At 43.1% G+C, this 21,670-nt stretch carries 27 protein-coding genes; 19 read left to right on the top strand and 8 right to left on the bottom strand.

The annotated features are described in order from the left end of the window. Positions 1 to 3: 3 nt before the first annotated feature. Both NST25_RS19200 and NST25_RS19195 read right to left on the bottom strand, forming a co-directional pair. Positions 4 to 222: a helix-turn-helix transcriptional regulator gene (locus NST25_RS19200; RefSeq protein WP_340392233.1), complete on the bottom strand. Its 219-nt coding sequence runs from the start codon at positions 220 to 222 to the stop codon at positions 4 to 6. Between the two features lie 60 nt (positions 223 to 282). After that, positions 283 to 501, bottom strand: coding sequence for a helix-turn-helix transcriptional regulator (locus NST25_RS19195; RefSeq protein ID WP_076100339.1), 219 nt, complete (start codon positions 499 to 501; stop codon positions 283 to 285). A 105-nt stretch (positions 502 to 606) separates the two neighbouring features. On the opposite strand from NST25_RS19195, the gene NST25_RS19190 reads away from it, so the two are divergent. The 4 genes from NST25_RS19190 to NST25_RS19175 all read left to right on the top strand — a co-directional run bounded on the left by NST25_RS19190 (position 607) and on the right by NST25_RS19175 (position 3,186). After that, the gene (locus tag NST25_RS19190; RefSeq protein ID WP_340392231.1) at positions 607 to 909 is read left to right on the top strand and encodes a DUF6809 family protein; all 303 of its coding nucleotides are present in this window, start codon (positions 607 to 609) and stop codon (positions 907 to 909) included. A 435-nt stretch (positions 910 to 1,344) separates the two neighbouring features. Continuing rightward, positions 1,345 to 1,536, top strand: a complete 192-nt coding sequence (locus tag NST25_RS19185) for a hypothetical protein (protein WP_340392230.1) — start codon at positions 1,345 to 1,347, stop codon at positions 1,534 to 1,536. Positions 1,537 to 1,917: 381 nt separating this feature from the next. Continuing rightward, the gene (locus NST25_RS19180) at positions 1,918 to 2,910 is read left to right on the top strand and encodes a hypothetical protein (protein WP_340392228.1); all 993 of its coding nucleotides are present in this window, start codon (positions 1,918 to 1,920) and stop codon (positions 2,908 to 2,910) included. Between the two features lie 15 nt (positions 2,911 to 2,925). Continuing rightward, on the top strand, positions 2,926 to 3,186 hold the full coding sequence (locus NST25_RS19175; RefSeq protein WP_036688642.1) for a helix-turn-helix domain-containing protein: 261 nt from the start codon (positions 2,926 to 2,928) through the stop codon (positions 3,184 to 3,186). Positions 3,187 to 3,217: 31 nt separating this feature from the next. Here NST25_RS19175 and NST25_RS19170 read toward each other — a convergent pair whose 3' ends face one another. Continuing rightward, entirely contained in the window at positions 3,218 to 4,051 is an 834-nt protein-coding gene (locus NST25_RS19170) for a MurR/RpiR family transcriptional regulator (protein WP_340392226.1), read from the bottom strand. Positions 4,052 to 4,232: 181 nt separating this feature from the next. Between NST25_RS19170 and NST25_RS19165 the strand changes: the two genes are divergently transcribed. Genes NST25_RS19165 through NST25_RS19150 form a run of 4 tightly spaced genes read left to right on the top strand, consistent with a single transcriptional unit; the run spans position 4,233 to position 8,498 of the window. Further along, positions 4,233 to 5,111, top strand: coding sequence for a cell division protein FtsQ (locus NST25_RS19165; RefSeq protein ID WP_340392223.1), 879 nt, complete (start codon positions 4,233 to 4,235; stop codon positions 5,109 to 5,111). After that, positions 5,104 to 6,846: an energy-coupling factor transporter ATPase gene (locus NST25_RS19160; protein WP_340392220.1), complete on the top strand. Its 1,743-nt coding sequence runs from the start codon at positions 5,104 to 5,106 to the stop codon at positions 6,844 to 6,846. The genes NST25_RS19165 and NST25_RS19160 overlap by 8 nt, the downstream gene beginning before the upstream one ends. After that, positions 6,833 to 7,666: an energy-coupling factor transporter transmembrane component T gene (locus NST25_RS19155; protein WP_339187586.1), complete on the top strand. Its 834-nt coding sequence runs from the start codon at positions 6,833 to 6,835 to the stop codon at positions 7,664 to 7,666. Before NST25_RS19160 ends, NST25_RS19155 begins: the two co-directional genes overlap by 14 nt. Before the next feature lie 34 nt (positions 7,667 to 7,700). Continuing rightward, entirely contained in the window at positions 7,701 to 8,498 is a 798-nt protein-coding gene (locus NST25_RS19150; RefSeq protein ID WP_305953529.1) for a PHP domain-containing protein, read from the top strand. Between the two features lie 308 nt (positions 8,499 to 8,806). Here NST25_RS19150 and NST25_RS19145 read toward each other — a convergent pair whose 3' ends face one another. Then, on the bottom strand, positions 8,807 to 9,031 hold the full coding sequence (locus NST25_RS19145) for a hypothetical protein (protein ID WP_339187582.1): 225 nt from the start codon (positions 9,029 to 9,031) through the stop codon (positions 8,807 to 8,809). 174 nt (positions 9,032 to 9,205) lie between these two features. Between NST25_RS19145 and NST25_RS19140 the strand changes: the two genes are divergently transcribed. The 7 genes from NST25_RS19140 (at position 9,206) to NST25_RS19110 (ending at position 15,466) form a co-directional block, all read left to right on the top strand. Continuing rightward, entirely contained in the window at positions 9,206 to 10,045 is an 840-nt protein-coding gene (locus tag NST25_RS19140) for a DegV family protein (protein ID WP_036688632.1), read from the top strand. 155 nt (positions 10,046 to 10,200) lie between these two features. Beyond that, the gene (locus NST25_RS19135) at positions 10,201 to 10,908 is read left to right on the top strand and encodes a response regulator transcription factor (protein ID WP_170914177.1); all 708 of its coding nucleotides are present in this window, start codon (positions 10,201 to 10,203) and stop codon (positions 10,906 to 10,908) included. Continuing rightward, positions 10,886 to 12,304: a HAMP domain-containing sensor histidine kinase gene (locus tag NST25_RS19130; protein WP_076182735.1), complete on the top strand. Its 1,419-nt coding sequence runs from the start codon at positions 10,886 to 10,888 to the stop codon at positions 12,302 to 12,304. The genes NST25_RS19135 and NST25_RS19130 overlap by 23 nt, the downstream gene beginning before the upstream one ends. 41 nt (positions 12,305 to 12,345) lie before the next feature. Further along, a complete protein-coding gene (locus NST25_RS19125) occupies positions 12,346 to 13,452 on the top strand; it encodes an AI-2E family transporter (RefSeq protein ID WP_036688627.1) in 1,107 nt (368 codons plus the stop codon). 28 nt (positions 13,453 to 13,480) lie between these two features. Further along, positions 13,481 to 13,831 (top strand): Asp23/Gls24 family envelope stress response protein, encoded by a 351-nt coding sequence (locus NST25_RS19120; protein ID WP_076127105.1) that lies wholly within the window; start codon positions 13,481 to 13,483, stop codon positions 13,829 to 13,831. An 80-nt stretch (positions 13,832 to 13,911) separates the two neighbouring features. After that, positions 13,912 to 14,289 (top strand): hypothetical protein, encoded by a 378-nt coding sequence (locus NST25_RS19115; protein ID WP_036688624.1) that lies wholly within the window; start codon positions 13,912 to 13,914, stop codon positions 14,287 to 14,289. A 160-nt stretch (positions 14,290 to 14,449) separates the two neighbouring features. After that, on the top strand, positions 14,450 to 15,466 hold the full coding sequence (locus NST25_RS19110) for a S66 peptidase family protein (protein WP_339187578.1): 1,017 nt from the start codon (positions 14,450 to 14,452) through the stop codon (positions 15,464 to 15,466). A 48-nt stretch (positions 15,467 to 15,514) separates the two neighbouring features. On the opposite strand, the gene NST25_RS19105 is transcribed toward NST25_RS19110, so the two are convergent. The 4 genes from NST25_RS19105 to NST25_RS19090 form a co-directional block, all read right to left on the bottom strand. Beyond that, a complete protein-coding gene (locus tag NST25_RS19105; protein WP_036689115.1) occupies positions 15,515 to 15,799 on the bottom strand; it encodes a YxcD family protein in 285 nt (94 codons plus the stop codon). Positions 15,800 to 15,807: 8 nt separating this feature from the next. Then, positions 15,808 to 16,248 (bottom strand): hypothetical protein, encoded by a 441-nt coding sequence (locus NST25_RS19100; protein WP_076127101.1) that lies wholly within the window; start codon positions 16,246 to 16,248, stop codon positions 15,808 to 15,810. Between the two features lie 165 nt (positions 16,249 to 16,413). Beyond that, complete coding sequence (locus NST25_RS19095; RefSeq protein WP_339187575.1) at positions 16,414 to 16,974, bottom strand: carbonic anhydrase; 561 nt, start codon at positions 16,972 to 16,974, stop codon at positions 16,414 to 16,416. A 14-nt stretch (positions 16,975 to 16,988) separates the two neighbouring features. Further along, on the bottom strand, positions 16,989 to 17,330 hold the full coding sequence (locus tag NST25_RS19090) for an iron-sulfur cluster biosynthesis family protein (protein WP_076127099.1): 342 nt from the start codon (positions 17,328 to 17,330) through the stop codon (positions 16,989 to 16,991). A 162-nt stretch (positions 17,331 to 17,492) separates the two neighbouring features. Here NST25_RS19090 and NST25_RS19085 point away from each other — a divergent pair, with 162 nt between their 5' ends. From NST25_RS19085 to ffh, 4 genes are all read left to right on the top strand, one after another. Then, positions 17,493 to 19,010: a carboxypeptidase M32 gene (locus NST25_RS19085; RefSeq protein WP_036688614.1), complete on the top strand. Its 1,518-nt coding sequence runs from the start codon at positions 17,493 to 17,495 to the stop codon at positions 19,008 to 19,010. 56 nt (positions 19,011 to 19,066) lie between these two features. Continuing rightward, positions 19,067 to 19,714 (top strand): hemolysin III family protein, encoded by a 648-nt coding sequence (locus NST25_RS19080; RefSeq protein WP_036688612.1) that lies wholly within the window; start codon positions 19,067 to 19,069, stop codon positions 19,712 to 19,714. 149 nt (positions 19,715 to 19,863) lie between these two features. Next, a complete protein-coding gene (ylxM, locus tag NST25_RS19075; RefSeq protein ID WP_036688609.1) occupies positions 19,864 to 20,220 on the top strand; it encodes a YlxM family DNA-binding protein in 357 nt (118 codons plus the stop codon). Positions 20,221 to 20,241: 21 nt separating this feature from the next. Next, the gene (ffh, locus tag NST25_RS19070; RefSeq protein WP_036688607.1) at positions 20,242 to 21,630 is read left to right on the top strand and encodes a signal recognition particle protein; all 1,389 of its coding nucleotides are present in this window, start codon (positions 20,242 to 20,244) and stop codon (positions 21,628 to 21,630) included. The last annotated feature ends 40 nt before the right edge of the window (positions 21,631 to 21,670 follow it).

Here is a 21,670-nt window from a genome sequence, read left to right as displayed (position 1 = left end):
TTATTATTTGTTGGGATAGCATTTAGAATTATCTGTCTGACCTAAAATATAGTCGATGCTTACTTTATAGAAATTAGCTAGCATAATTAAAACGGCGCTCGGAACATCCAAATTTCCATTTTCATAGCGGGAGTAGGTGGCTTGTATAATATGTAAAAGCTCCTCTATTTGTTGCTGTGTCAGATCTTTGTCTTCGCGTAAATCACGGATTCCTGTGTACAATGCTCATCACCATAAGGATGAAATCCTTTGAAAACTGCGATATCTACTCATTCTTTTAATTTAACTTTTAGAGTAAGGAGTTTTTTGGTTCGTTCTGTTTAGTAAATAGTCAGTACTCGTCTTATGATAATCTGCTAGCTTAATCAGAATGGCCGTGGGAATATCAACATCACCGCGTTCATAATTACTATAAATCCTCTGGCTGCATTGCAAATACTCTGCCATTTGGGTTTGAGTTAAATCTTTATCTTCACGCAAATCTCGGATACGTTGATACATACTAAACACCTCCAAGGCAAGCATATCTTAGCGAATTATTCGCTATTGATTTTTAGCGATAAATTCGCTAAGATGATTGAAGAGATGATTTGGGAGGGATGACTGGTGAGTCTTTTGGAGGATTTATATTACGGGAAAATCTGTCCAAGTGAACTTTTGTGTTTACGCGATCCCGAGTATATACAGAACTCCAAGCTAATCTCAGAGTTTATGGACATCCTAATAGCAAAGTTATCTATAGAAGACTTTACTATGATTGAACAAGCCTTGGATCTGAGTGGCATGCAGAACTCTATCTCATCCGCTTCCGCCTATACTCTCGGATTCAGAATGGGGGCTGCTATGATAATAGAAGTATTAGAACATAAGGATGAACTTATACACTCTAAGGGAGAAGCTATGTCTTGAAAAAATAAAGATAGAGCTATTAGAGGGTAGAAATCGAGAAGAGGAGAACAAAAATTGAACAATATTCCAAACCGCATATGTTGATAGACGAACTTCTTCAGGCAGAAAGTTGGGGCATTATTCAAGCGAAGTTGGTTCCTGCTATTAAGGAAGCTATCGCTATGGGAGAGGTTGAAAAACTCTCTAAACTTAGGACTAAGATTCCATATTCTTTCGAAAATTCATTAAAGCATTTGAAAAAAGCGGAGCGGGAATTCATTCGAAACGGATGACGGAAGTGGGGGAACCTCTTAACATGCGCTGGTTATATGAAAAAGATAATTTGACGATCAGTTTTACCGTAGTGAGAAACTAAGCCAGTCGGAGGCGTAGTTGATATACCGATTAGCTCTCTTTCTTCGCTTAGGACGGATAATAATATCGGTATCGGAAGCAGTGAAAAGGATATCATTGCAGCTATCCCTGGCATCCCGCAGCGAAAAGAAAGTAGATGGTGTTGTTAACTATTGGGTGAACGTTACCAAGCTCGACGAAGGATTCTATCATCCTTCCCTTGCCTTTGTCGTCAAAGAAGACAAGGTTGAAAATCTAGAGTTAACCAAATTACTTATTGATCTGAGTGAATAAAGAAGGCAGGCTCACATGGCCAGCCTTCTTTATTTAGCTTTACAAGGCGACTTCTTTTTTGTGACCAGCCGGATGCTCCAATTGCTTCATTGGCTGCATAAATTCCCGTTAGAACTGATCCTCCTGTTTCTAAGATACCCTGGTTGATTACCGGAAGCAGCTTATAGCCTAGGGTCTTTTTTTTTGGTGCCTGTAAAATCGGGGCTTGACCATTAAGGGCAGGGCCTTCTTTACGTTATTCCAGACCATTGACAATTATTGTAAAGATGGTGTATTGTAAGTGATAAGTAGTAAGTAGTAAGTAGTAAGTTAATCAAACGCTCACCATACGGAATAAATATCATCCTGTAAATACGAATTAATGGATAGGGGTGGATGGTTATGATGGATCTTAAATTAGCACCAAGTTTTTCATTGATCGCGCTTAATGCACAGAGAAGTCTTCAGATGACTACTGTCAAGAAAGTGTCTTTGCGCTGCATGGCAGCAGCGGTTATATTGGAGCTTTACTTAGAGGGATGTTTTACACAATCTGAGATCAAGTTAACTTTGCACAAGGAAGCACTTGATCAATCTCATTCAACACTCTATAGAGAAACTGTTCTACAACCCTTACTTCATAATAGTGCTGAGGTAACGGGTGACCTAAATTGGTGGTTAAAGAAGGCTTCGAGGAAGTCTAACCATCAATTAAAAAAGTTCGAAACCGCGATTTCAGATTATCTTCAAGCAATGAATTTGCTTGAAGATATACCAAGCCTGATAGGAAGCGATATGTATTTTGATTCTGCTGAAGTTGAAATTAGAGCCTATCGCAGTAATATGGAGGCGTACACAAGCATTACAGAGAATATGCGGGCAGAGATTTTGGAAGAAGGCCCAGTAACAGATGAGGTCATTTGTATGTTATGGCTACTTCGTGAATGTGGATGTATGCATGATTTCTTCTCGCTGAACGAATTAGAAGAGGTGAATATCAAATTACATGATCTATACCAAAGTAACTTATGGGCAAAGGCGCTGTTTCCTATACAAATTCGCCAGGGAGTTGAGTTAGGTATCAAACGTTTTTTAGCATTGAAGACAAAGTTTGCGAAGACCTTTATCGGCAGTAGTCTCAATCTTATCTTCCCTGCCCTAGAGCGATCACGAGCTGTCTTTATAGAAACAGAGTCCTGGTTTGATAATTCTAATCAAAGGTTAGACGCAGTTACTACAAGATTCATGTCCTATGGACATGAAGTTAAGGTGCTGGAGAGAGGATCGATTGCGACTCTTAAAATTGATAATTTGCTCTACGATGCGATCCCACATTTTGTAATGATGAAAGTGCCAATTCAAGGTGTGCGTCTTATTCCGAAGCGCCCGCTGTAAAGGAGTTGGTTATCAATGTCTAGACAACGATCCATGGAGAATATTATGGCGTCAGAATATGTATCGATAGGGGAATTAGTAAGAATCACAAATGCTCGTTATAGTACACTCAAACATTATACAGAAGAAGGCATGCTGCCCTTTGAACAGGCAGAGGAGAATTTAACACGCAGATATAAAAGAGAAGAAACCGTCGCGCGCATTCTTTGGATCAAAGAAATGAAAGCAAACGGTTTATCTATCCCACAAATTAAAGAAGCTTTAGGAATGAATTAAATTCCCCTTATCCTTGCAGTCAAATCTAAACCTAACTCCGTGGAAGCTTCCCCCCATACTGCGCGCGCAATTGCTGCAATTTATCCAGCTTGCTTAGACTACTGTCCCTATTCGCTAATCCCACTCCAAGGATCAGATTCTCAATAATATAGGTGGGGCCAACCATGGAATGGAACTCCCAAACCTCACCTCTCCCCGCATAAAGCACGATATCTGCATCTTGGGATCGCGGGTAGACAAGTCTATCTGTGATCAGGATGACCTGGTAATTTGCTTCACGTGCATGGTTCAGTATGACTTCAATCTCAGGCAGTATTTGCACAAATCCAAAGACAAGCAAGACATCTTGTTTGTCAGCATGCATTAAGGTCTCTAGCAGCTCATGGCCGCTGGGGGCCATTTTTTTCATTTGAAGACCAAAACGCGCCATTCGATAGATTATTAGCTCTGCTAATCCGGCGCAAGGTCCAGGGCTGTATACATAAATAATCCGAGCTGTAGATATCGCATCTACTGCACGCTTTAGTACATCGTCGCTTAAATAGCGGCGTGTTTCTTGCAAATGATGTGAACAATTGTCCAGCAGCAGTTGAGGGAGTGAGGTATCGTCTGATCGCTGCATGGCATCACGCATTTTTACAGAAGGTGTGGATTCAAAGCGGAAACGGAGCCGGTTTTTAAAATCTTTGGCATGTTTGTATCCCGCAGCTTTCCAGAACCGTGAAACGGAGGCGATGCTCAAATGCAGCTCGTCTGCCATTTCTTGTTCGGTCATATAGACCACACGTTGCTCATTTTTTTGAATAAAGTCGGCAATTATCCGTTGATTAGGCGAAAAAGCGCGGTGGTTCCAATCTTTATACAATCTCTCAATCCTCCTATGATGATGCGATAGATTGAATATAACGTGTGAATATGTTGTAAATATTTTTACAACGTTAAAAATATTGAAAAAAATATTACTCTCACTTAACAAATGAAAAAAGCTGTGATGACATGGCCTTCTTATAATGAAGATAAATTCTTATTGGGAGGCCAAATATTTCATGAGCACGATAAAAACGCGTTACACACTGACTCAGTCACAAAAAATGATGATTTTTGTACTGTCGATGTCGCTTTACGGGTTGTCCAATATGTTTACCGAGCTAGTGCCTGGGATCAAACTGGGCCCGATTGAATTATCCATTGAATATTTCGCCTTCATTCCTTTGACATTATGTATGTTGTTTCACCCCTTATATGCGGCGGTCGGAGCAGCTGTTGGTGAGGTAATCTTCGGGGAATTGATGTTAGGCCAATTTGGAGGTTTAGGGGAGCTGGAGAAATTCATTACCTTCTCACTGGCGATGTATACCGCAGGCCGTATGGTGTCTGATCCGAAAAATCGAAGACAAGTTGGAGTGGCTGCGATTACCGGCGTGGCGATTCACCAGTTTTTTAGCTCCGTTATAGATATTGTGAAGGTGTGGGTAGGGGTAGAAGAGCTAGAGGCTGTTAAAGGGCTGGCAGAAAGTATCGTTGTAATTGAGGGAGTAGGGTTATTGAATGATGTCCTTTTCTCCGGCATTTTGTTCGCGCTGATTCCTACCATGTATCTGGTTCCGCGTTTATATGGAAAAATTGAACCTTTGCTCGGCATGAAGCCGCGTGAGCGGGATATGAAATATGCAACAGGAGCATGGCTATCTCCTAAGCTGGTCATTGCCGGAACCTTTCTAGTGATGGTAGCGGTGGGGTCAGAATTGTTATCGGAATCGGGCTGGAACTTCGGTGATTTTGAGCTTGCAGGCGCGGAATCGAATGAAAAGACCTTGATTTGGCTCAGTATGTTGGTAGCGGCTGTTGTAGCGGCAACGGCGATTATTGCACTGCTTCGGCGTTCGGCACGAAAAAGACAGGAAGCGGGTCAAGCAGATGCGTAATACAATTCTTGAATTGAACAAAATTAACTTTACGTATCCGGGAGCTGAACAACCAGTACTGCAAGACGTAGACTTACGACTGGGAGAAGGGGATTTTATTGCGATCATCGGCAGTAATGGCTCCGGGAAATCTACTCTCTGCAAATGCTTTAACGGCTTAATTCCACATTATTACACTGGTGATTTCAGTGGAGAGGTGACAGTTTGCGGCCAATCTGCGGATGGAAAAAGTGTAGCAGAGCTGTCCAAACGTATCGGTTATGTTTATCAGGATTTCGAGAATCAATTGGTACGACCGACAGTGCTTGATGATGTGTCTTTTACACCTCTAAATTATGGGTTTACGGATTACAAGGAACGGGGAGAGCGTGCGCTGGCGTTAACCGGACTTAGTGACTTGAGGCACGAATTTATTTGGCAGTTAAGTGGTGGGCAAAAACATCTGCTCGCTCTGGCTGGAGCCCTAGCTATGGATCCGGAAATTCTGGTGATCGACGAACCCGTAGCCCAGCTGGATCCGCAGCATGCCCGTCATATCTATGATATTTTGCAGCGTTTGAATGAGGAGCATGGAAAGACCATTGTAGTGATTGAGCATCATGCGGAATTTATTGCGGATTATTGCAAAAATGTTGTCCTGATGGATCAAGGTAAAATGCGCTGGCAGAAGCCTGTGCGTGAAGCTTTGTCATCTGTACAAGAATTGCTAGAGCTGGGCATATACCCACCGGATGTGACCCGGGCGGCTTGGCTGCTACAGCCTGATGATCAGAAGTCAAAGCTGCTTCCCTTAAATGCTGATGAAGGTAGTACCCGCATGACGCTTCGTCAGGATGCCAAGGAGACACTTCCAATCAGACGTATGCAAGAGCAGCTCCCCAAAGCTGCAAAAGAAAAAAAATCTATCGTTCAGCTGGAGAATGTTCACCTCTCTTACCGTACGATTCATAAGGTGCCACATCCTGTACTGAATGGAATTCAGCTAGAACTGGGGCAGGGAGAGTCCATTGCTCTTATTGGCAACAACGGAGCAGGTAAATCTTCATTAATGAAGCTGATTGCTGGTATTGTCAGACCTACAGATGGAACCGTAAAGGTTAAAGATATGACGGTGAACGGGCTGCCGCCTGAACGTCTCTCCGGTACGGTAGCTTACGTATTCCAGAATCCGGAGGAAATGTTTATCGAGGATTCTGTGCGTAAGGAAATTGCTTATTATCTGAAGGCGCGGAAACTACCAGATACGGATGGAAGAGTGGATGAGATGCTAAAGGCATTTCGCTTAAGCGAGCTGGCTGAACGGGATGCCCGACTGCTAAGTGGAGGGCAGCAGCGCCGGGTATCCTTGGCGATTGGTGCCGCGGTTAGGCCTGCTATCATGTTGCTTGATGAACCGACAGCTAATCTGGACATTTCGACCAAACAAGAAATGGTACATGTGCTGGAGACGCTTCGTAATCATGTGAAGACGGTCGTCATAGCAACTCATGATATGCAGCTTGTCTCTGAATGGGCCAGCAGAATAATTGTAATGCATCAAGGGCGGATAATTGCGGATGGGACGAAGGATGAAATTTTCGCTGACGGCCTTCTTTTACGGCGTGCGGGTCTGGCCCAGACCCAATTGATGGAGCTAAGTCGTATGCTCGGTCTCCCTAGAATTTGCAGTAGCTTAGAAGAGTTTGTGAGTTTAGTGGAAAAGAAGGAGGTAGCTGCAATCCATGGAAGCCGTTAAACGGGCACTTGACCGTATATCTGTAGAACAAATCAAATTGGAGTTACTCGGGACCGCATATAACAGCAGCAGCACTTTTCTGGGCAGGCTGGACCCGCGAACCCTGCTGCTCTGGTATCTCTTTTTTGCCATCGTGCCTTGGTTTGTACATAACCGGACAATCCTGTTAGGGATGTTCGTGCTTATGGTTTTAACGACCGTCCTCTCCCGGGTCAGCCCTTATATTATTTTTATATTATGTCTCGGCTTAATCAGCCAGATTGGCTGGATGTTTATATTGACGCTCTTTTTCGGTGGGGGGATTGAATCCTTGCTGCCTATGCTGACACTGACGCTTAAGCTTTCGGTGATTTCGCTGGCGAGTATAACGGTTTTCTCTAGTCTTGATCCGGAACGACTTAGTGACGGCTTACTGTCTTTAGGAATCCCTGATACCTTTGCATTCAGCTTATCTTATGGCTATCGTATTTTGCCTACTTTACTAGAGGAATTCCATCAGATCCTACTTTCCTTTAGATTGAGAGGGCAACGACCGCTTCAACATGGAATTTTCTATTGGCGAACAATAACGTATTATTTGCGAATCGTCATTCTGGCATTTTACCCGCTCATGTTGAACACAGCTAAACGTTCTCGAACAACGATTGAAGCACTTGAGACTCGGGGATTTAGCTACGGCCTTAATAATAAGAAAGTGAAGAAGATCAAGTTATCTTATTTAAAAATGAAGCGGTCCGACTGGTACTTTTTATCCGGATCCACTGCTTATGTCATCTTGATATTCTGTATTGGTTATCTCTACCCTGAACTGGTGTATTAACATAACTTACAAGCTCAAAGGAGACGAATTAGACATGATGAATATTGATCTGCATACCCATGGTAAATTATCTAAGAAATCTACGTTTTCACCCGAATATTTTGCGGAGATGATGTTCGAAGCCAAGGCGAATGGATTACAGGCTGTAGCATTGACCGAGCATTTTAATACTTCTAATTTCTTTGCGATGTATGATGCGCTGGATCAGACTTATCCCTATAACGGGCATTATTACGATGTGAACGGACTTAAACTGTTTCCAGGCATGGAAGTGGATATCGCGGAGACAGGTCATATCCTGTTGATCGGACTGAAGGAGAATGTTCTAGCTGTTCGCGCTTTACTAGATGAGCATACGCAGGAGGGGAATTTCATACCTTTTAAGCAGTTGCTTGATATGGCCGACGAACATAATCTTTGGAAAATCGGAGCCCATCCCTTCCGAACTTCTACACCTTTACATCAACTGGATCCGGCATTGCTTCAGCGATTAGACGCTTTTGATTTCAACGCTAAGGATATTTACATGCAGGGGGTGGAGACCTATAAAAACCTGATCACGCCCTTTGCTGAGAAGCTGGGTGTGCCTGTGATTGCTGGCAGTGACAGTCATCAGTGTTTGCAATATGGCAGTGTTGTGAATCGACTGCAAGACTCCTGCTCAACGGTGGAAGAATTGAAGGAAGCTATCAAACAAGGGAACTATGAAATAGAGGTTTCTCCGTGTCTTCATACCAAAGTAAAGGCTTCGGTAATGATGAAAAAACTATTGAAGCAGTTAATTGGCGAAGCTCCCTCCAGAGATGAAGCGGAGTTAGGATATATGGCGTAGAAAATAGAAGAGGGTTGTTCCATAAGCCATGAAATGATGAAATGGCTACTGGGACAACCCTTTTTGTTGTTCGCTGGATTTCATTACTTTTGCATGTACAAAGATAACTATCGGACACAGATGACCTTAAACGCAGTTTTACTCCACATTTGGGATGCTAACGGACCGCATAGCCACTAATGGCACTAAAAACACCATATATGAACCTCATTCTACGGAATAACGTCTCTGGAGTCCGAAACTCTGCTCAAAAGGCTGGAAATTTGCCAATAACGTCATCTGGGTCCTCAAATCTCAGAATGTATGAATTATCGTTTGTCTTTCGAATCTTTATTGCTGACACGGGTGGGTCTGGTCACCCAATTCGTGCGATTCATCGGTTTTACGGTATCAATTCTTGAATTGGAAGGTTCATTCGAAGGTTCTGTGGATTTAGTTTCAGTAGAAGCTGCACCCTCTTGATCTACGGTTTTTTTCCTCGATAGTCCTGTACCATCATGTTTGCCTCTGTTCCATACTCTACCCTTACTCATACATACACTCCATTTCTATACGCTTATTCATAAACCATATCATATAAGGACAAGTTAAGGAAGGAAGAAAGACATAACACAGATCGAAGAATTTTTCAAGTTATAAAGGTTACTGGAGATTTCATTTTATGGTGGCTATAATAGTACTGATATTGAAAGGAGAGTACTTATATTATGGCAATCAAGATCATAACAGACAGCGGTTCAGACCTACCCCTTGACTACATGGAGAAGTATAATGTTTCCGTGATCCACCTACCGGTTCATTTTGGGCATGAGTTAATGCCGGCAGATACGGACACGAAAAGCTTTTATGCTCAAATGCGCGAATCCAAGGAGCTGCCTACCACAGCTAGTCCAAGTCCCAACGAATTCCTTGAGAAGTTCAAGCAAGTGGAGGAGGGAACTGACATTATGGTCATTTGTATGTCCTCTAATATTAGTAGCACTTATCAGACGGCTATGATTGCTATGGAAATGTATAAGGATGAAGGACATACCAATGCAATAGAGGTTATAGATTCCAAAAACTTCTCAGGCGGGCTGTCATTGATTGTCGGCCTGGCGGCGCAGTGGTCCTTAACTTGTTCAAGCTTGCAAGAGCTCAAGGAAAAGGTACTTCAGCAGATAGAGGAAGTTAACGCTTATTTTACGCTGGACACTCTGGAGAATGTAATGAAAGGCGGACGTCTAAGTCGGCTCTCGGGAGCCGTAGCGTCTGTACTCAATATAAAGTTGCTGCTCAAAATCAGCGAAGAAGGCACTGTCGAAGTAGTGGAGAAGACCCGGGGTCTTCCAAAAGCACTGAATCGTCTGCTAGCGCATTTGGATGAGAAGCAGCATGATTACGAGAAAGCGGTTATCGCTATTGTACACAGTAATTGTGAGAAGCTGGCACTCGAGATTAAAGAACGCATTTTACTAAAGCATCCCTTCAAAGAAGTCTTACTCTCAAGCATGGGGCCGGTTATGGGAACCTATGCTGGGGAAGGCGGAATTGGCGTAGCTTTTTAAAGTAGTGATCCTCACAATCCAGACAAATTACGATCGTACATGGGACGGTTTCCCGTGTGCGATTTTTATTTTATTACTATGTGATAATTTAGCTATTCTTTAGATTGTGTTTAGGCTCTGTTAATAATCACAGAATATAGTTAGATGGGGGGATTATCATGTATACAATATTGATCGCTGATGATGAAGCAGAAATTGTGGAATTGCTAAGATTATATTTAGAGAAAGAGTACAACATTTTGGAAGCAAACAGTGGTACTGAAGCCTTAACGCAGGTACAGAACCATAAAGTTGATTTGGCAATTCTGGATATTATGATGCCGGGTCTGGATGGACTGCAATTATTGAAAAAGATCCGCGAGGTGCATCATTTTCCAGTGTTATTTTTATCCGCCAAAAGCGAACATCATGACAAAATTCTGGGTCTTGAACTAGGAGCCGACGATTATATTTCCAAACCGTTTAATCCATTAGAAATAGTAGCCCGTGTTGGAGCACTGCTGCGGCGTGTACATCATTTCGATGCGCAAGTCGTTGAGGAAAAAGAAGCTGAACAGATTGTATTAGGTGAATTAATGCTGGATCAAAGCCAGTGTCTGCTCTATCGTTCAGGTGAACCTGTGGTGCTTACTTCTACCGAGTACAAAATTTTGGAACTAATGATGAAGCAGCCTGGACGAGTCTTTACACGCAAAAAAATCTATGAGGCCGTGTGGGAAGATTTCTATGTGTACGAAGATAATAGTATCATGGTACATATCAGCAATATCCGGGAAAAAATTGAGGAAGATTCCAAAAAGCCAGTATATTTAAAGACTATTAGAGGGCTGGGATACAAAATTGAAGCGCCTATGGAGCAATAGAGATCAACGACCTTTACAATCATCGCTGACGCTGGATTTTTTGTTGTTTATCTGTATTTTGTTTTTTCTCGTGATTGTATATTATTTGTTTATTAATCTTGATGTGACCCATATTTTTGAAAAAAATAAAATCGCTGATCCTGATTTGAAGGTGGAAGCTAGTGCTTATCGAGATAATCTGGAGCATGGGATAGAAACCAAACGTCTTCTGCGTAGCGGGGGATGGATCGAGGTCTTGGATCAAGACATGAAGGTCACCAAGGTTGTTGGAGAAAAAAAAGACGGTGTAACCCAATATACCAGTAACCAGCTTTTAAAAAGTTTGGAAAATGGAGAAGATCAAGCTTACTTTTACTCGTTGACCACGCTAAATGCTCAGAGCGAATCGGAGTGGCTGCTCTTGAAGCTGCCGCGGGAAGCTATCACCATCACCATTAATAGTGATCCCTTCGTGGCCTACTTTAATCATTCGCTCTCATACTACGTCTTTTTGGGTGTGGGAATGATTCTTTTGCTAATTATCGTGTACAGCTATTGGGTAGCGCGGCGAATCAGGAAACCACTGCGTATCATCACGCTTGGATTGAAGCAGATGATTCAGGGGAATTATGATACTCGAATCGCTTTATATGCAGAGAAGGAATTTTCGCAAATTGGAGAGACTTTTAATTATATGGCAGACGTAATTGAAAAGACGACCAAAGAAAAACGCCAGGCAGAGGAAAGTAAGAAACGGATGATGGTTGATCTGTCCCATGATCTGAAGACGCCGATAACGAGTATACAAGGCTTTGCACAGGCGCTTGTAGAGGGTAGAGGCGAGGATGAAGAACGCCAAAAAAGATATTTAAGCTATATTTATAATAAATCCTCACAGGTTACTAAGCTGATTCAGAACATGCTGGAGCTGTTAAAAATAGATTCACCGGATTTCTTGCTACGAATGGAACATCAAGAACTGGGCGAATTTATTCGTGAAATCATTGCAGATACGTACGGAGAGATTGAACAAAAGAACTTTGTTTTGCATCTAAATGTTCCCGAAGAGGATGTGTTCTTGAACTTTGATGCGGAGCTGCTCTCGAGTGTGGTTCATAATTTGATCTCCAATGCACTGATCTATAATCCTCCAGGTACACATTTGCGTGTGGAGGTGATCCCTTTGGAGAAAGAAGTCACGATTGAAATCGCTGATACTGGAGTGGGTATTCCAGAAGAGCTGTGGTCCACAATGTTTGATCCGTTTGTTCGGGGAGATAAAGCGCGGACAGCTTCGGGAGGAACAGGGCTAGGTCTCTCGATAGCTATGAAAAATACAGAGAAAATGGGGGGGACGCTTCATCTCAGTCGACGAAAGAAGGAACCTACGGTATTCACCATCCGGATTCCGAAATAACGAGCTGGAAGACATCCAAATCAGAAGACGGGAGAGAAAGTATGGCTAAACTGAACAATTTCATCAGAGTTTGTCTAGCGATTCTTTTAGTGTTAGGCATTGTATTTTTAGGCTCACGCGTAGATTTTTTATTCACACCGATCCTGTCTTTGTTCAGTGTCATTATAGTGCCTTTAATGCTGGCGGGTTTCTTTTATTACCTGCTGCGGCCACTGATCGATACCTTGGAGAAATATAAGCTGAATCGTTCTTTGGCGATTATCATCGTATATGTAGTTATTTTAGTGCTTCTGTTTGCTTTTATTATCGGCGTTTGGCCTTCACTTCGCACACAATTAGTTAATTTCGTCGATAATATGCCGAATCTCATTGCCTCCTTGAATCAACAGCTATTGAAACTAGAAGATAATGAATTTCTGTCTGCGTTGATCCCTGCTGATGCGAATCCAGCCTCCACATTGACGGATTATTTGAATAAAGGGTTTACGCTGTTAACGAATTACGTATCAGGATTGTTCTCTTTTGTTTCGAATTTCGCGATCATTTTATTCACCTTTCCGATTATGTTATTCTACATGCTTAAGGAAGGTGGGAAATTCGGACGTAAGATTGTAAGTTTCTTTCCAAAGAAGTATCGTGAAGAAGGAACTACAATGATGACTGAAATCGACAGTGCGCTTAGTGGCTTTATCGTGGGCCGGGTGCTTGTTAATTTAGCCTTAGGCGTTCTGATGTATATTGGTTTCCTTATTATCGGCCTGCAATATGCATTGCTGTTGACTGTAATCGCAGTTGTGATGAACTTCGTGCCTTTTATTGGTGCGATACTGTCTAGTATCCCTATTTTCATCATCGGATTCATTCAATCGCCGTCTATAGCCGTCTGGTCCATCATCATTGTTCTGGTAGCGCAGCAGATACAGGATAATTTAATCGCTCCCTACATCTTTGGGAAAAAGCTCGATATTCATCCACTGACAACGATTATCCTGGTATTAGTTGGCGGTGATTTAGGCGGGATCATTGCGATATTGCTGATTATTCCGCTGTATATGATTGTTAAAATCGTCTTGACCAAGGCCTATTATTTGTTTGTCAAGCAACGCCGGGTAGAGATAGAGGTAGAGGAGAGTCCTGATATCTCTTAAGTTAATAAAACATTATGGAGGGATTTCTATGAATGAAGGAACGGAGCAAGGACTAATTCATATTTCAGATGATGTGGTGACTTCGATCGTCGGGCAAGTGGTTCTGGACACACCGGGTATTGCCGGCATGTCAGGAAGCAGTATCTCGGACAACTGGGCTAAACGTCTAAGCGGTAAAAATGTAAAAAAAGGAATGTCCGTTGAAGTAAAAGAAGTGGATGTTGCCATCGATCTTCAGGTCATAGTTAATTACGGATGTGTGATTCAAGAGGTCTGCTATATACTGCAGCAAAATGTAAGAAATGCTGTTGAGAATATGATGGGACTGTCTCTAGTTTCCGTAAATGTTAAGGTTGAGAAGGTCGCTCTGCCATTCTAAGAATAGCCCATTTAATAGGCACCGTAATCTAGGCTTCTGCATAGAATGGAGCAAATCCATTTACGGAGGTCAGAACATCCATGTCGACATTTAACACTGGGCAGCAACAGAATGTGATTTATCAGGCCGATCCTGCTGTGATCCGGCACCTGCACGGTGTCCGCGATTCCCTACATCAATCTTGCAAGCCATACCTTAACCATAAGGTGAACGTACAGACAATAGATGGCTTTGTACATGAAGGCGTTATAGCCGGAGTAGATAATAAACACTTGTATCTGAACGTTGCAGCTAATGGGCAAATGCCCCGAGGGTTTTACAACCCTCATCAGCCTTATCATCCTCATCCGGGCCCGGGACCTGGCCCATATCCAGGACCTTATCCAGGTCCCCCATACAATAATAATGTGATTTTACCGCTTGTGTTGTTTGAACTGCTTGCTATCTCTTTAATCTAGTGCTCGGGTTTAATTGAAGAAGGACATGTGCAGGATTTGTGGTCATACGTTGACGCATCCCGCCAGGTCCTTTTTTTGTAGGCGTAAAGTATGTGTTAGAAGAAGGTGTTCTCATTATCACTTTAGGGATATAATGGGTACAAACTCTGGGAGGTGGCATATGATTAGATACCCTTTTTTGAAAAAAAATGCGACGATAGGCGTTACAGCACCTTCATCTGGAGTAGGCATTCAAAATGCAGAACTACTAACACTGGCCTCCAGCCGTTTGAAGTCGCAAGGATTTAATGTCATTATCGGCGAAACGGCATGGAAGCAAGATAAGGCTAAATCTGCACCAGCCAATGTTCGTGGTCATGAGTTTAATGAAATGATCAAAGATGATGGAATCGATGTCCTTATTCCGCCTTGGGGCGGGGAATTGTTAATTGAAGCTCTGGAATTTATTGATTTTGATGCTTTGCAGGACAAATGGATCGTGGGATATTCAGATATAAGCGTCTTGCTGCTTGCGGTCACGCTGACAACCGGGTTGGCTACTGCCCACGGAGCGAATCTCATTGATTTACGGGGAGAGTATTCGGATGATACTACAGCCCTCTGGCAGGCGGTTCTAGAGACACCAGTGGGTGAGTCCATTGTGCAGCATTCATCTCTTAAATATCAGCGGGAATGGCAGCATGATGTGCCTTCGCCATGCGTTTTTCATTTGACAGAGGAGACTTATTGGAAGTCTCTAACTACAGATGCTGTAACGATGAAAGGACGTCTGTTGGGTGGTTGTATAGATGTAATTAGGCATTTGATCGGCACACCTTATGGAAAGCTCCAGCATTTTCAGCAAGAAATGATTCATGACGAACCTATTGTTTGGTATTTGGAAAATTGTGAATTGAACACAGCGGATTTACGCAGATCTTTAGTGCAGATGAAGCTGGCAGGGTGGTTTCAGAATTGTTCGGGGATTATGTTTGGCAGAAGTCCAGCTAATCGGCCTGTGGATAACTATACTGCCGAGGATATCTATGCTGAACTATTTGAAGAGCTTAAGGTACCGATCGTTTATGATATCGATTGTGGTCATGTCCCGCCGCAGGTTACTTTTATTAATGGAGCTTATGCAGAAATTGAAGTGGCAGACGGAGTAGGGACGGTAAAGCAATATTTCTATGAATAGCGTTAAATCAAAAAAGGACAACCCCTCGGGTTGTCCCTTTTACTATCATTAGTTCCCTGTATTTACAATCGCTGTGATTTCCTCATCCAGGTCCAGTCTTACATCTTCACGATAGGCGCGAACACCATATTCACTGAGCATGTAACGTAGGATCGCTTCAATCATATTGGACTCCACTAGAAATTGACTGCGGCCCTGTACCCAAACCTCTGCAGAGTAACCGGTATCTTCTTCCCAGCTCAGTTCTACCTGAACATCCTCTGGGCGAACAGCCTTTCGTTCCGCCATGTGCAGACAGAGGGCATTGATGATCTCATCCATGCTTAGAACAATTGTAGACATTAGTACCGACCATCCTGTTCTTCTAAGCGGCGACGTTCTTTTCTACGACGGAAGAAGGACATCACGAGCATAACCAATACATAGATAGCTAGCATATTAACGGCAAAGCCTAGGAAGTCACCAAAAGCTCCCATTCCACCAAACATTCCACCGAATAATAATCCGGCCAAACCACCGATCATCATGCCTTTCATTAAGCTGCCGCCGCTGAAGAAGCCACGTTTTGTATTTGCAGCAGATCCTGCTGTGGAACTTTTAGTGCTGTCACTTTTTTTGATGTTATTTGTTGTTGTTGATTTTTTTGGAGTTGTTGAATAGCTGCGAGTGCCGGATTTGAATCCGCCGCCACCTCGACGTGCATCGGCAAAGTCTGGAGCAACCACTGCAAAAAACAGAGTGAAGGCCATTAGAATCATCATTACGCGTTTCATTGGTTTCATTTAGTACGAAAACCCTCCTGTGAGCATGAATTTTTGTGTATGGTCGGTAATACGCAGACATGCCCCACAAGGTTTCAATTTTATTTATCATAATTTATACTTTTATACACAAAAAAAGCGTGGATCCAGGATCCACGCAAACAGCAGTTAGAGAGTCGTCATTCGTTACTTATACCCATCAGCGACAAGCTCAAGCGCTCCCGTTGCCGGATCGATGATCATGCCATGGATAGGTACATTAGGGGGAAGCAGTGGATGACGTTTAATCAGGTCCACAGTCTGAATTACCCCTTCTTCGACATTGTCAAACCCACGCAGCCATTTTGTAAGTTTGATTCCGGAATTCTCCAGTGTAGACAGCACTTCTTCAGATACTCCACGTTCTTTAATGGAATTGATCATATGGTCCGCATTGAGGGAGGCCATACCGCATTCATAGTGTCCAACCACGATTACTTCTTCAGCATCTAGTTCATATAGAGCTACCATTACACTACGCATAACACTACCAAAAGGTTGAGAAATAACCGCGCCAGCATTTTTGATGATTTTGACATCACCATTTTTGAAATTCATGGCTTTCGGCAATAATTCAACGAGTCTAGTGTCCATACAGGTGATGATCAGCATTTTTTTGTCAGGATAACGACTGGTTAAATAAGCTTCATAGTCCTTATTCTCTACAAAACCTTTATTAAAGTTAATAATTTCTGATACGTGGCTCATATTAGCTTCCTCCCTTAAATTCCTTGAATTGTACTTACGTTGCGCATATCTCTTACCATGATATTGTTGCCATAAATCTGAGAATCACTGACCAGCTTATAGGAAGAGAAACGTTCCTCTGCATCGAGTCGCATCTTGTCTTCATAAAAGATTTCCTGTTGCCGGCTTACGATAAAGGGAAGAGAATTCGTCTCTATCCTAGAATCGCCTTGCTCCACTTCTGAAACAATCAGTAACACATTAATTCCGTCACACCCGCAGCCTACCGTATCATAAAAGAGCTTGAAAAATCCTGGCTGATCTCCAAGCCTTTCCTTCAACTTCCTTTCTGCGAGAGGTGTAACTTGAATCATCATAGCCCTGTTCACGCTCCTTGATTTTTGTTCGAAGCATGGTCTGCTTCTTATGTAACTCATTAAATATTTAAAATTAGAGATGTATCTCTGAAGTTGATTATACTCATTCAAAAAAGTATCATCAAGAGGAGTCTGTAAAACAGAGAAAGCAGGTGGAGTAGAATGGAACAACAAGTAAAGGAACGATGGGAACAATTCAGCGAGTTATTAGCAAAAATTAGTGGATATTCAGAGGCCATAGAATTAATGCACTGGGATTTGCGCACAGGTGCACCACGTAAGGGAGTAGAAGTTCGTTCCGGTACGATTGGGATGCTGAGTGGAGAATTGTTCAGACTTGAGATTTCACAGGAGATGGGTGACTTTACAGCATTTTTCAGCCGTCCAGAAGTGTTGAGCCAGCTTACAGCTAATCAACAAAAGATCGTCAACGATTGCCGCAAAGAGTATGAGCGCAGTAAGAGTATTCCGTCCAAAAGATTTGAAGAGTACGCTGTCCTGTCTGCTCATTCCCAAACGATCTGGGAAGAAGCTAAGGAGAACAATGACTTTGCTACATTTGAACCTTATTTGAGTAAAATCGTAGCTCTGAAACAAGAGTTCATCGATTATTGGGGTGTTAATGGCACACGTTACGATACGCTACTAGATATGTATGAGCCTGATCTCACAGTAGAAAAGGTGGATGAAGTGTTCAGTCGCCTCCGCAGCCGCTTGGTTCCGTTAGTGGAAGCTATCGCTGCTTCACCTAATAAACCAGATACCAGCTTCTTGCAGCAGATTTTCCCTAAAGAGCAGCAACAAAAGTTTGGTAACTTTATTCTGAAGCAAATGGGCTATGACTTCGACGCAGGCCGCTTGGATGAGAGTGTGCATCCTTTTGCTACAGGGCTGAATCCAGGTGACGTTCGTATTACGACCGCTTATTTACTTGATAACGTGACTAGCGCCGTCTTCAGCTCACTGCATGAAGGTGGACATGCGCTTTACGAACAAAATATCAGCCAAGATTTAGTGGGAACACCGCTGGCTCAAGGCGCATCGATGGGGATTCATGAATCTCAGTCGAGACTATGGGAGAATATGATTGGCCGCAGCCGTGCGTTCTGGCAACGTTATTACGGTGATCTGCAGCAGCATTTCCCAGAGCAGCTTGCTAATGTAGATGTAGAGGATTTCTACCGGGCTATTAACAGTGTGGAAAATTCATTCATCCGAATTGAAGCAGATGAGCTTACATACAATCTGCACATTATTGTGCGTTACGAGATCGAAAAGCTTATTTTTAATGAAGGACTATCTGTCAAAGATCTGCCTCAGGTATGGAATGCTAAATATCAAGAATATTTAGGTATTACACCGCCTAATGATGCGCTTGGTGTATTGCAGGACGTGCACTGGTCCGGTGGAGACTTCGGATATTTTGCATCCTACTCTTTGGGAAATATGTATGCTGCCCAAATCTTGAATACACTCCGCAAGGAGCTGCCGAACTACGATGAATTGATTGCTGCGGGAAATCTTTTGCCGATTAAAGAATGGTTAACAGAAAAAATCTACCGTTTCGGAAAAAGTCTGACCCCTTCGCAAATTATCGAACAAGTAACAGGTGAGCCGCTCAGTCCAGATTATCTGGCTGATTATTTGGAGGAGAAATACACGGAGATTTACAAACTGTAATCCAGTGAGGTCCGCGTGGTATAATAGAAAGAAAGCTTAGACGGAAGGATATGGATATGGCAAATACTCACACCTACACCCGGAGAGAAGAAGTCGCGAATGCGATTACGCACGGGATCGGAGCTGTATTAAGCGTCGCTGCACTTGTCCTGCTTGTTGTTTTTGCAAGTCTGAAAGGAACGGCATGGCATGTAGTCAGCTTCTCCATTTATGGAACGACAATGCTGCTTCTGTATCTCAATTCAACACTTGTGCATAGTCTCAAAGAGGGCAAGGCGAAGGATTTGTTCGAATTTTTCGATCACTCCTCTATTTATCTGTTTATCGCAGGCACGTATACACCCTTTTTGCTAGTAGCTATTCGGGGAACACTTGGCTGGAGTTTATTTGGTGTTATATGGGGAATCGCAGTATTTGGCGTTTTCTTCAAAGCGTTTTTTGTTAAAAAGTTCTTGTTCATGTCTACGGTGTTCTACATTGCTATGGGTTGGCTGATTGTTATCGCCTGGAATCCTCTTTCAGCAGTGGTAGCGGACGGTGGCATGATTCTGTTGATGGCTGGAGGAGTGCTTTATACTCTAGGTACAGTTTTTTATGTATGGAGAGGGTTTCCGTTCCATCACGCGATCTGGCATGTTTTTGTTCTTGCGGGCAGTGTCACACATTTCTTCGCCATATTGATTTATGTACTGCCAATCCAATAATTTCAAGCGGATTTATCGCGGAAAATATGGATTTTTAATAAAGAAAGAGATGACAAGCAAAAGTGCTTGACATCTCTCTTTCTTTTAGGTATCATAAGGGACGTTGTGAAGGTGTAAAGTGTTTTTCCTTGACGAAGGGGTTGTCCTTAATGAGTCAGGAGAATAGGCTCGAGAAAACGAATCGTATCAATTTGCTTTTTGCCTTCTATGAACGACTGCTTACAGATAAGCAGCAAACGTTTCTTAAATATTATTTTCACGATGATTTTTCCTTGGGAGAGATTGCCGCTGAATTTGAAATCAGCCGCCAAGCTGTTTATGAGCATATTAAGCGGGCTGAGCAAGTCCTTGAGAATTATGAAGAAAAACTTGGACTATTAGTAAAACATGAGAGTCGTACTAAATATTTAGAAGAGCTGCGCAGACTGCCGGAGAATGGGATGCTGCCTGAGCAATATAAACTTCGGTTCGCGGAGATCGTGGATCGCTTGCAGAGGTTAGAGTAGCATGAAGGGAGAAATCTGCATATGGCGTTTGAAGGTTTAACCGGAAGATTGCAGAATGTGTTCAGCAAGCTACGCGGTAAAGGTAAAGTATCCGAAGAAGACGTAAACGAAGCTATGCGTGAAGTGCGGTTAGCCCTTCTGGAAGCCGATGTTAACTTCAAGGTAGTTAAAGAATTCGTGGCTAAGGTGAAAGAAAAGTCCATCGGCAAGGAAGTCATGGACAGCTTTACGCCTGGCATGGTAATTATCGACATCGTCAACAAGGAACTAACCGAGCTGATGGGCGGAAGCCAAGCGAAGCTGGCCAAGTCGAACAAGCCACCGACCGTCATTATGATGGCGGGTCTACAAGGGGCTGGTAAGACAACCACTTCGGGTAAGCTAGCTAAGCTGTTACAGAAGGGCAATCATCGTCCGCTCCTGGTTGCGGGAGATATTTACCGGCCTGCTGCTATCAAGCAGCTGCAAGTGCTGGGAGAACAGATTAAGGTTCCTGTATTCTCGCTTGGTGATCAGACTAGTCCGGTAGAAATTGCCAGACAAGCTGTACAACATGCGAAGGATAACGGACTTGATTATGTTATTATCGATACTGCAGGCCGCCTGCATATTGATGAAGAACTAATGGAAGAACTCAAGCAGATTCACAATGTTGTAAATCCTGATGAAGTACTTCTTGTAGTAGATGCTATGACGGGTCAAGACGCCGTGAATGTAGCCGAGAGCTTTAATAAGCAGCTTGAGCTTACAGGGGTCGTATTGACGAAACTCGACGGCGACAGCCGTGGTGGTGCTGCACTGTCAGTAAAAGCTGTTACCGGTTGCCCGATCAAATTCGCCGCTTTAGGGGAGAAGATCGACGCGCTGGAGCCGTTCCATCCGGAACGTATGGCTTCGCGGATTCTGGGTATGGGCGACATGCTGTCGCTGATTGAGAAAGCCCAGGCGAACATTGATACTGACAAGGCTAAAGAAATGGAACGTAAGATGCGTAATGCAGAGTTTACGTTCGATGATTTCCTTGAGCAAATGGATCAGGTGAAGAAGCTAGGCCCTATCGATCAAATTCTTGATATGCTTCCGGGTATGAACAAAGCCAAGGGCATTAAAGATTTAAAGGTCGACGATAAGCAAATGGGACGCGTTGAAGCCATAGTTCATTCTATGACTAAGGCGGAGAAGCAACAGCCTGAGATCATTAACCATAACCGCCGCAAGCGTATTGCAACCGGCAGCGGAACCTCAGTCGCTGAGGTCAACCGCCTCATCAAACAATTTGATGAGATGCGTAAGATGATGAAGCAATTCTCCGGCATGATGGGCGGAGGCGGCAAAGCCTCCAAGAAAAATGCCATGAAGCAGCTTAAAGGTCTTGGTGGTGGAAAAGGGCTGAAATTCCCTTTTAAATGATCTTGAATGTCTGACCAACTAATGTTGGAAACTATTATAA

The organism is Paenibacillus sp. FSL E2-0190, assembly GCF_037992965.1.
In the GTDB taxonomy this organism is placed as follows: domain Bacteria; phylum Bacillota; class Bacilli; order Paenibacillales; family Paenibacillaceae; genus Paenibacillus_AQ; species Paenibacillus_AQ odorifer.
The sequence above is the reverse complement of the archived record's forward strand: the minus strand, read 5'-3'. Positions and strand labels throughout refer to the sequence as shown.

Bases quoted from the DNA above. Each gene is read 5' to 3' on its own strand.
- NST25_RS19195 (WP_076100339.1), bottom strand. From the start codon at position 501: ATGTATCAACGTATCCGAGATTTGCGTGAAGATAAAGATTTAACTCAA.
- NST25_RS19180 (WP_340392228.1), top strand. From the start codon at position 1,918: ATGATGGATCTTAAATTAGCACCAAGTTTTTCATTGATCGCGCTTAAT.
- NST25_RS19175 (WP_036688642.1), top strand. From the start codon at position 2,926: ATGTCTAGACAACGATCCATGGAGAATATTATGGCGTCAGAATATGTA.
- NST25_RS19165 (WP_340392223.1), top strand. From the start codon at position 4,233: ATGAGCACGATAAAAACGCGTTACACACTGACTCAGTCACAAAAAATG.
- NST25_RS19160 (WP_340392220.1), top strand. From the start codon at position 5,104: ATGCGTAATACAATTCTTGAATTGAACAAAATTAACTTTACGTATCCG.
- NST25_RS19155 (WP_339187586.1), top strand. From the start codon at position 6,833: ATGGAAGCCGTTAAACGGGCACTTGACCGTATATCTGTAGAACAAATC.
- NST25_RS19150 (WP_305953529.1), top strand. From the start codon at position 7,701: ATGATGAATATTGATCTGCATACCCATGGTAAATTATCTAAGAAATCT.
- NST25_RS19145 (WP_339187582.1), bottom strand. From the start codon at position 9,031: ATGAGTAAGGGTAGAGTATGGAACAGAGGCAAACATGATGGTACAGGA.
- NST25_RS19140 (WP_036688632.1), top strand. From the start codon at position 9,206: ATGGCAATCAAGATCATAACAGACAGCGGTTCAGACCTACCCCTTGAC.
- NST25_RS19125 (WP_036688627.1), top strand. From the start codon at position 12,346: ATGGCTAAACTGAACAATTTCATCAGAGTTTGTCTAGCGATTCTTTTA.
- NST25_RS19120 (WP_076127105.1), top strand. From the start codon at position 13,481: ATGAATGAAGGAACGGAGCAAGGACTAATTCATATTTCAGATGATGTG.
- NST25_RS19115 (WP_036688624.1), top strand. From the start codon at position 13,912: ATGTCGACATTTAACACTGGGCAGCAACAGAATGTGATTTATCAGGCC.
- NST25_RS19110 (WP_339187578.1), top strand. From the start codon at position 14,450: ATGATTAGATACCCTTTTTTGAAAAAAAATGCGACGATAGGCGTTACA.
- NST25_RS19100 (WP_076127101.1), bottom strand. From the start codon at position 16,248: ATGAAACCAATGAAACGCGTAATGATGATTCTAATGGCCTTCACTCTG.
- NST25_RS19095 (WP_339187575.1), bottom strand. From the start codon at position 16,974: ATGAGCCACGTATCAGAAATTATTAACTTTAATAAAGGTTTTGTAGAG.
- NST25_RS19090 (WP_076127099.1), bottom strand. From the start codon at position 17,330: ATGATGATTCAAGTTACACCTCTCGCAGAAAGGAAGTTGAAGGAAAGG.
- NST25_RS19085 (WP_036688614.1), top strand. From the start codon at position 17,493: ATGGAACAACAAGTAAAGGAACGATGGGAACAATTCAGCGAGTTATTA.
- NST25_RS19080 (WP_036688612.1), top strand. From the start codon at position 19,067: ATGGCAAATACTCACACCTACACCCGGAGAGAAGAAGTCGCGAATGCG.
- ylxM (WP_036688609.1), top strand. From the start codon at position 19,864: ATGAGTCAGGAGAATAGGCTCGAGAAAACGAATCGTATCAATTTGCTT.
- ffh (WP_036688607.1), top strand. From the start codon at position 20,242: ATGGCGTTTGAAGGTTTAACCGGAAGATTGCAGAATGTGTTCAGCAAG.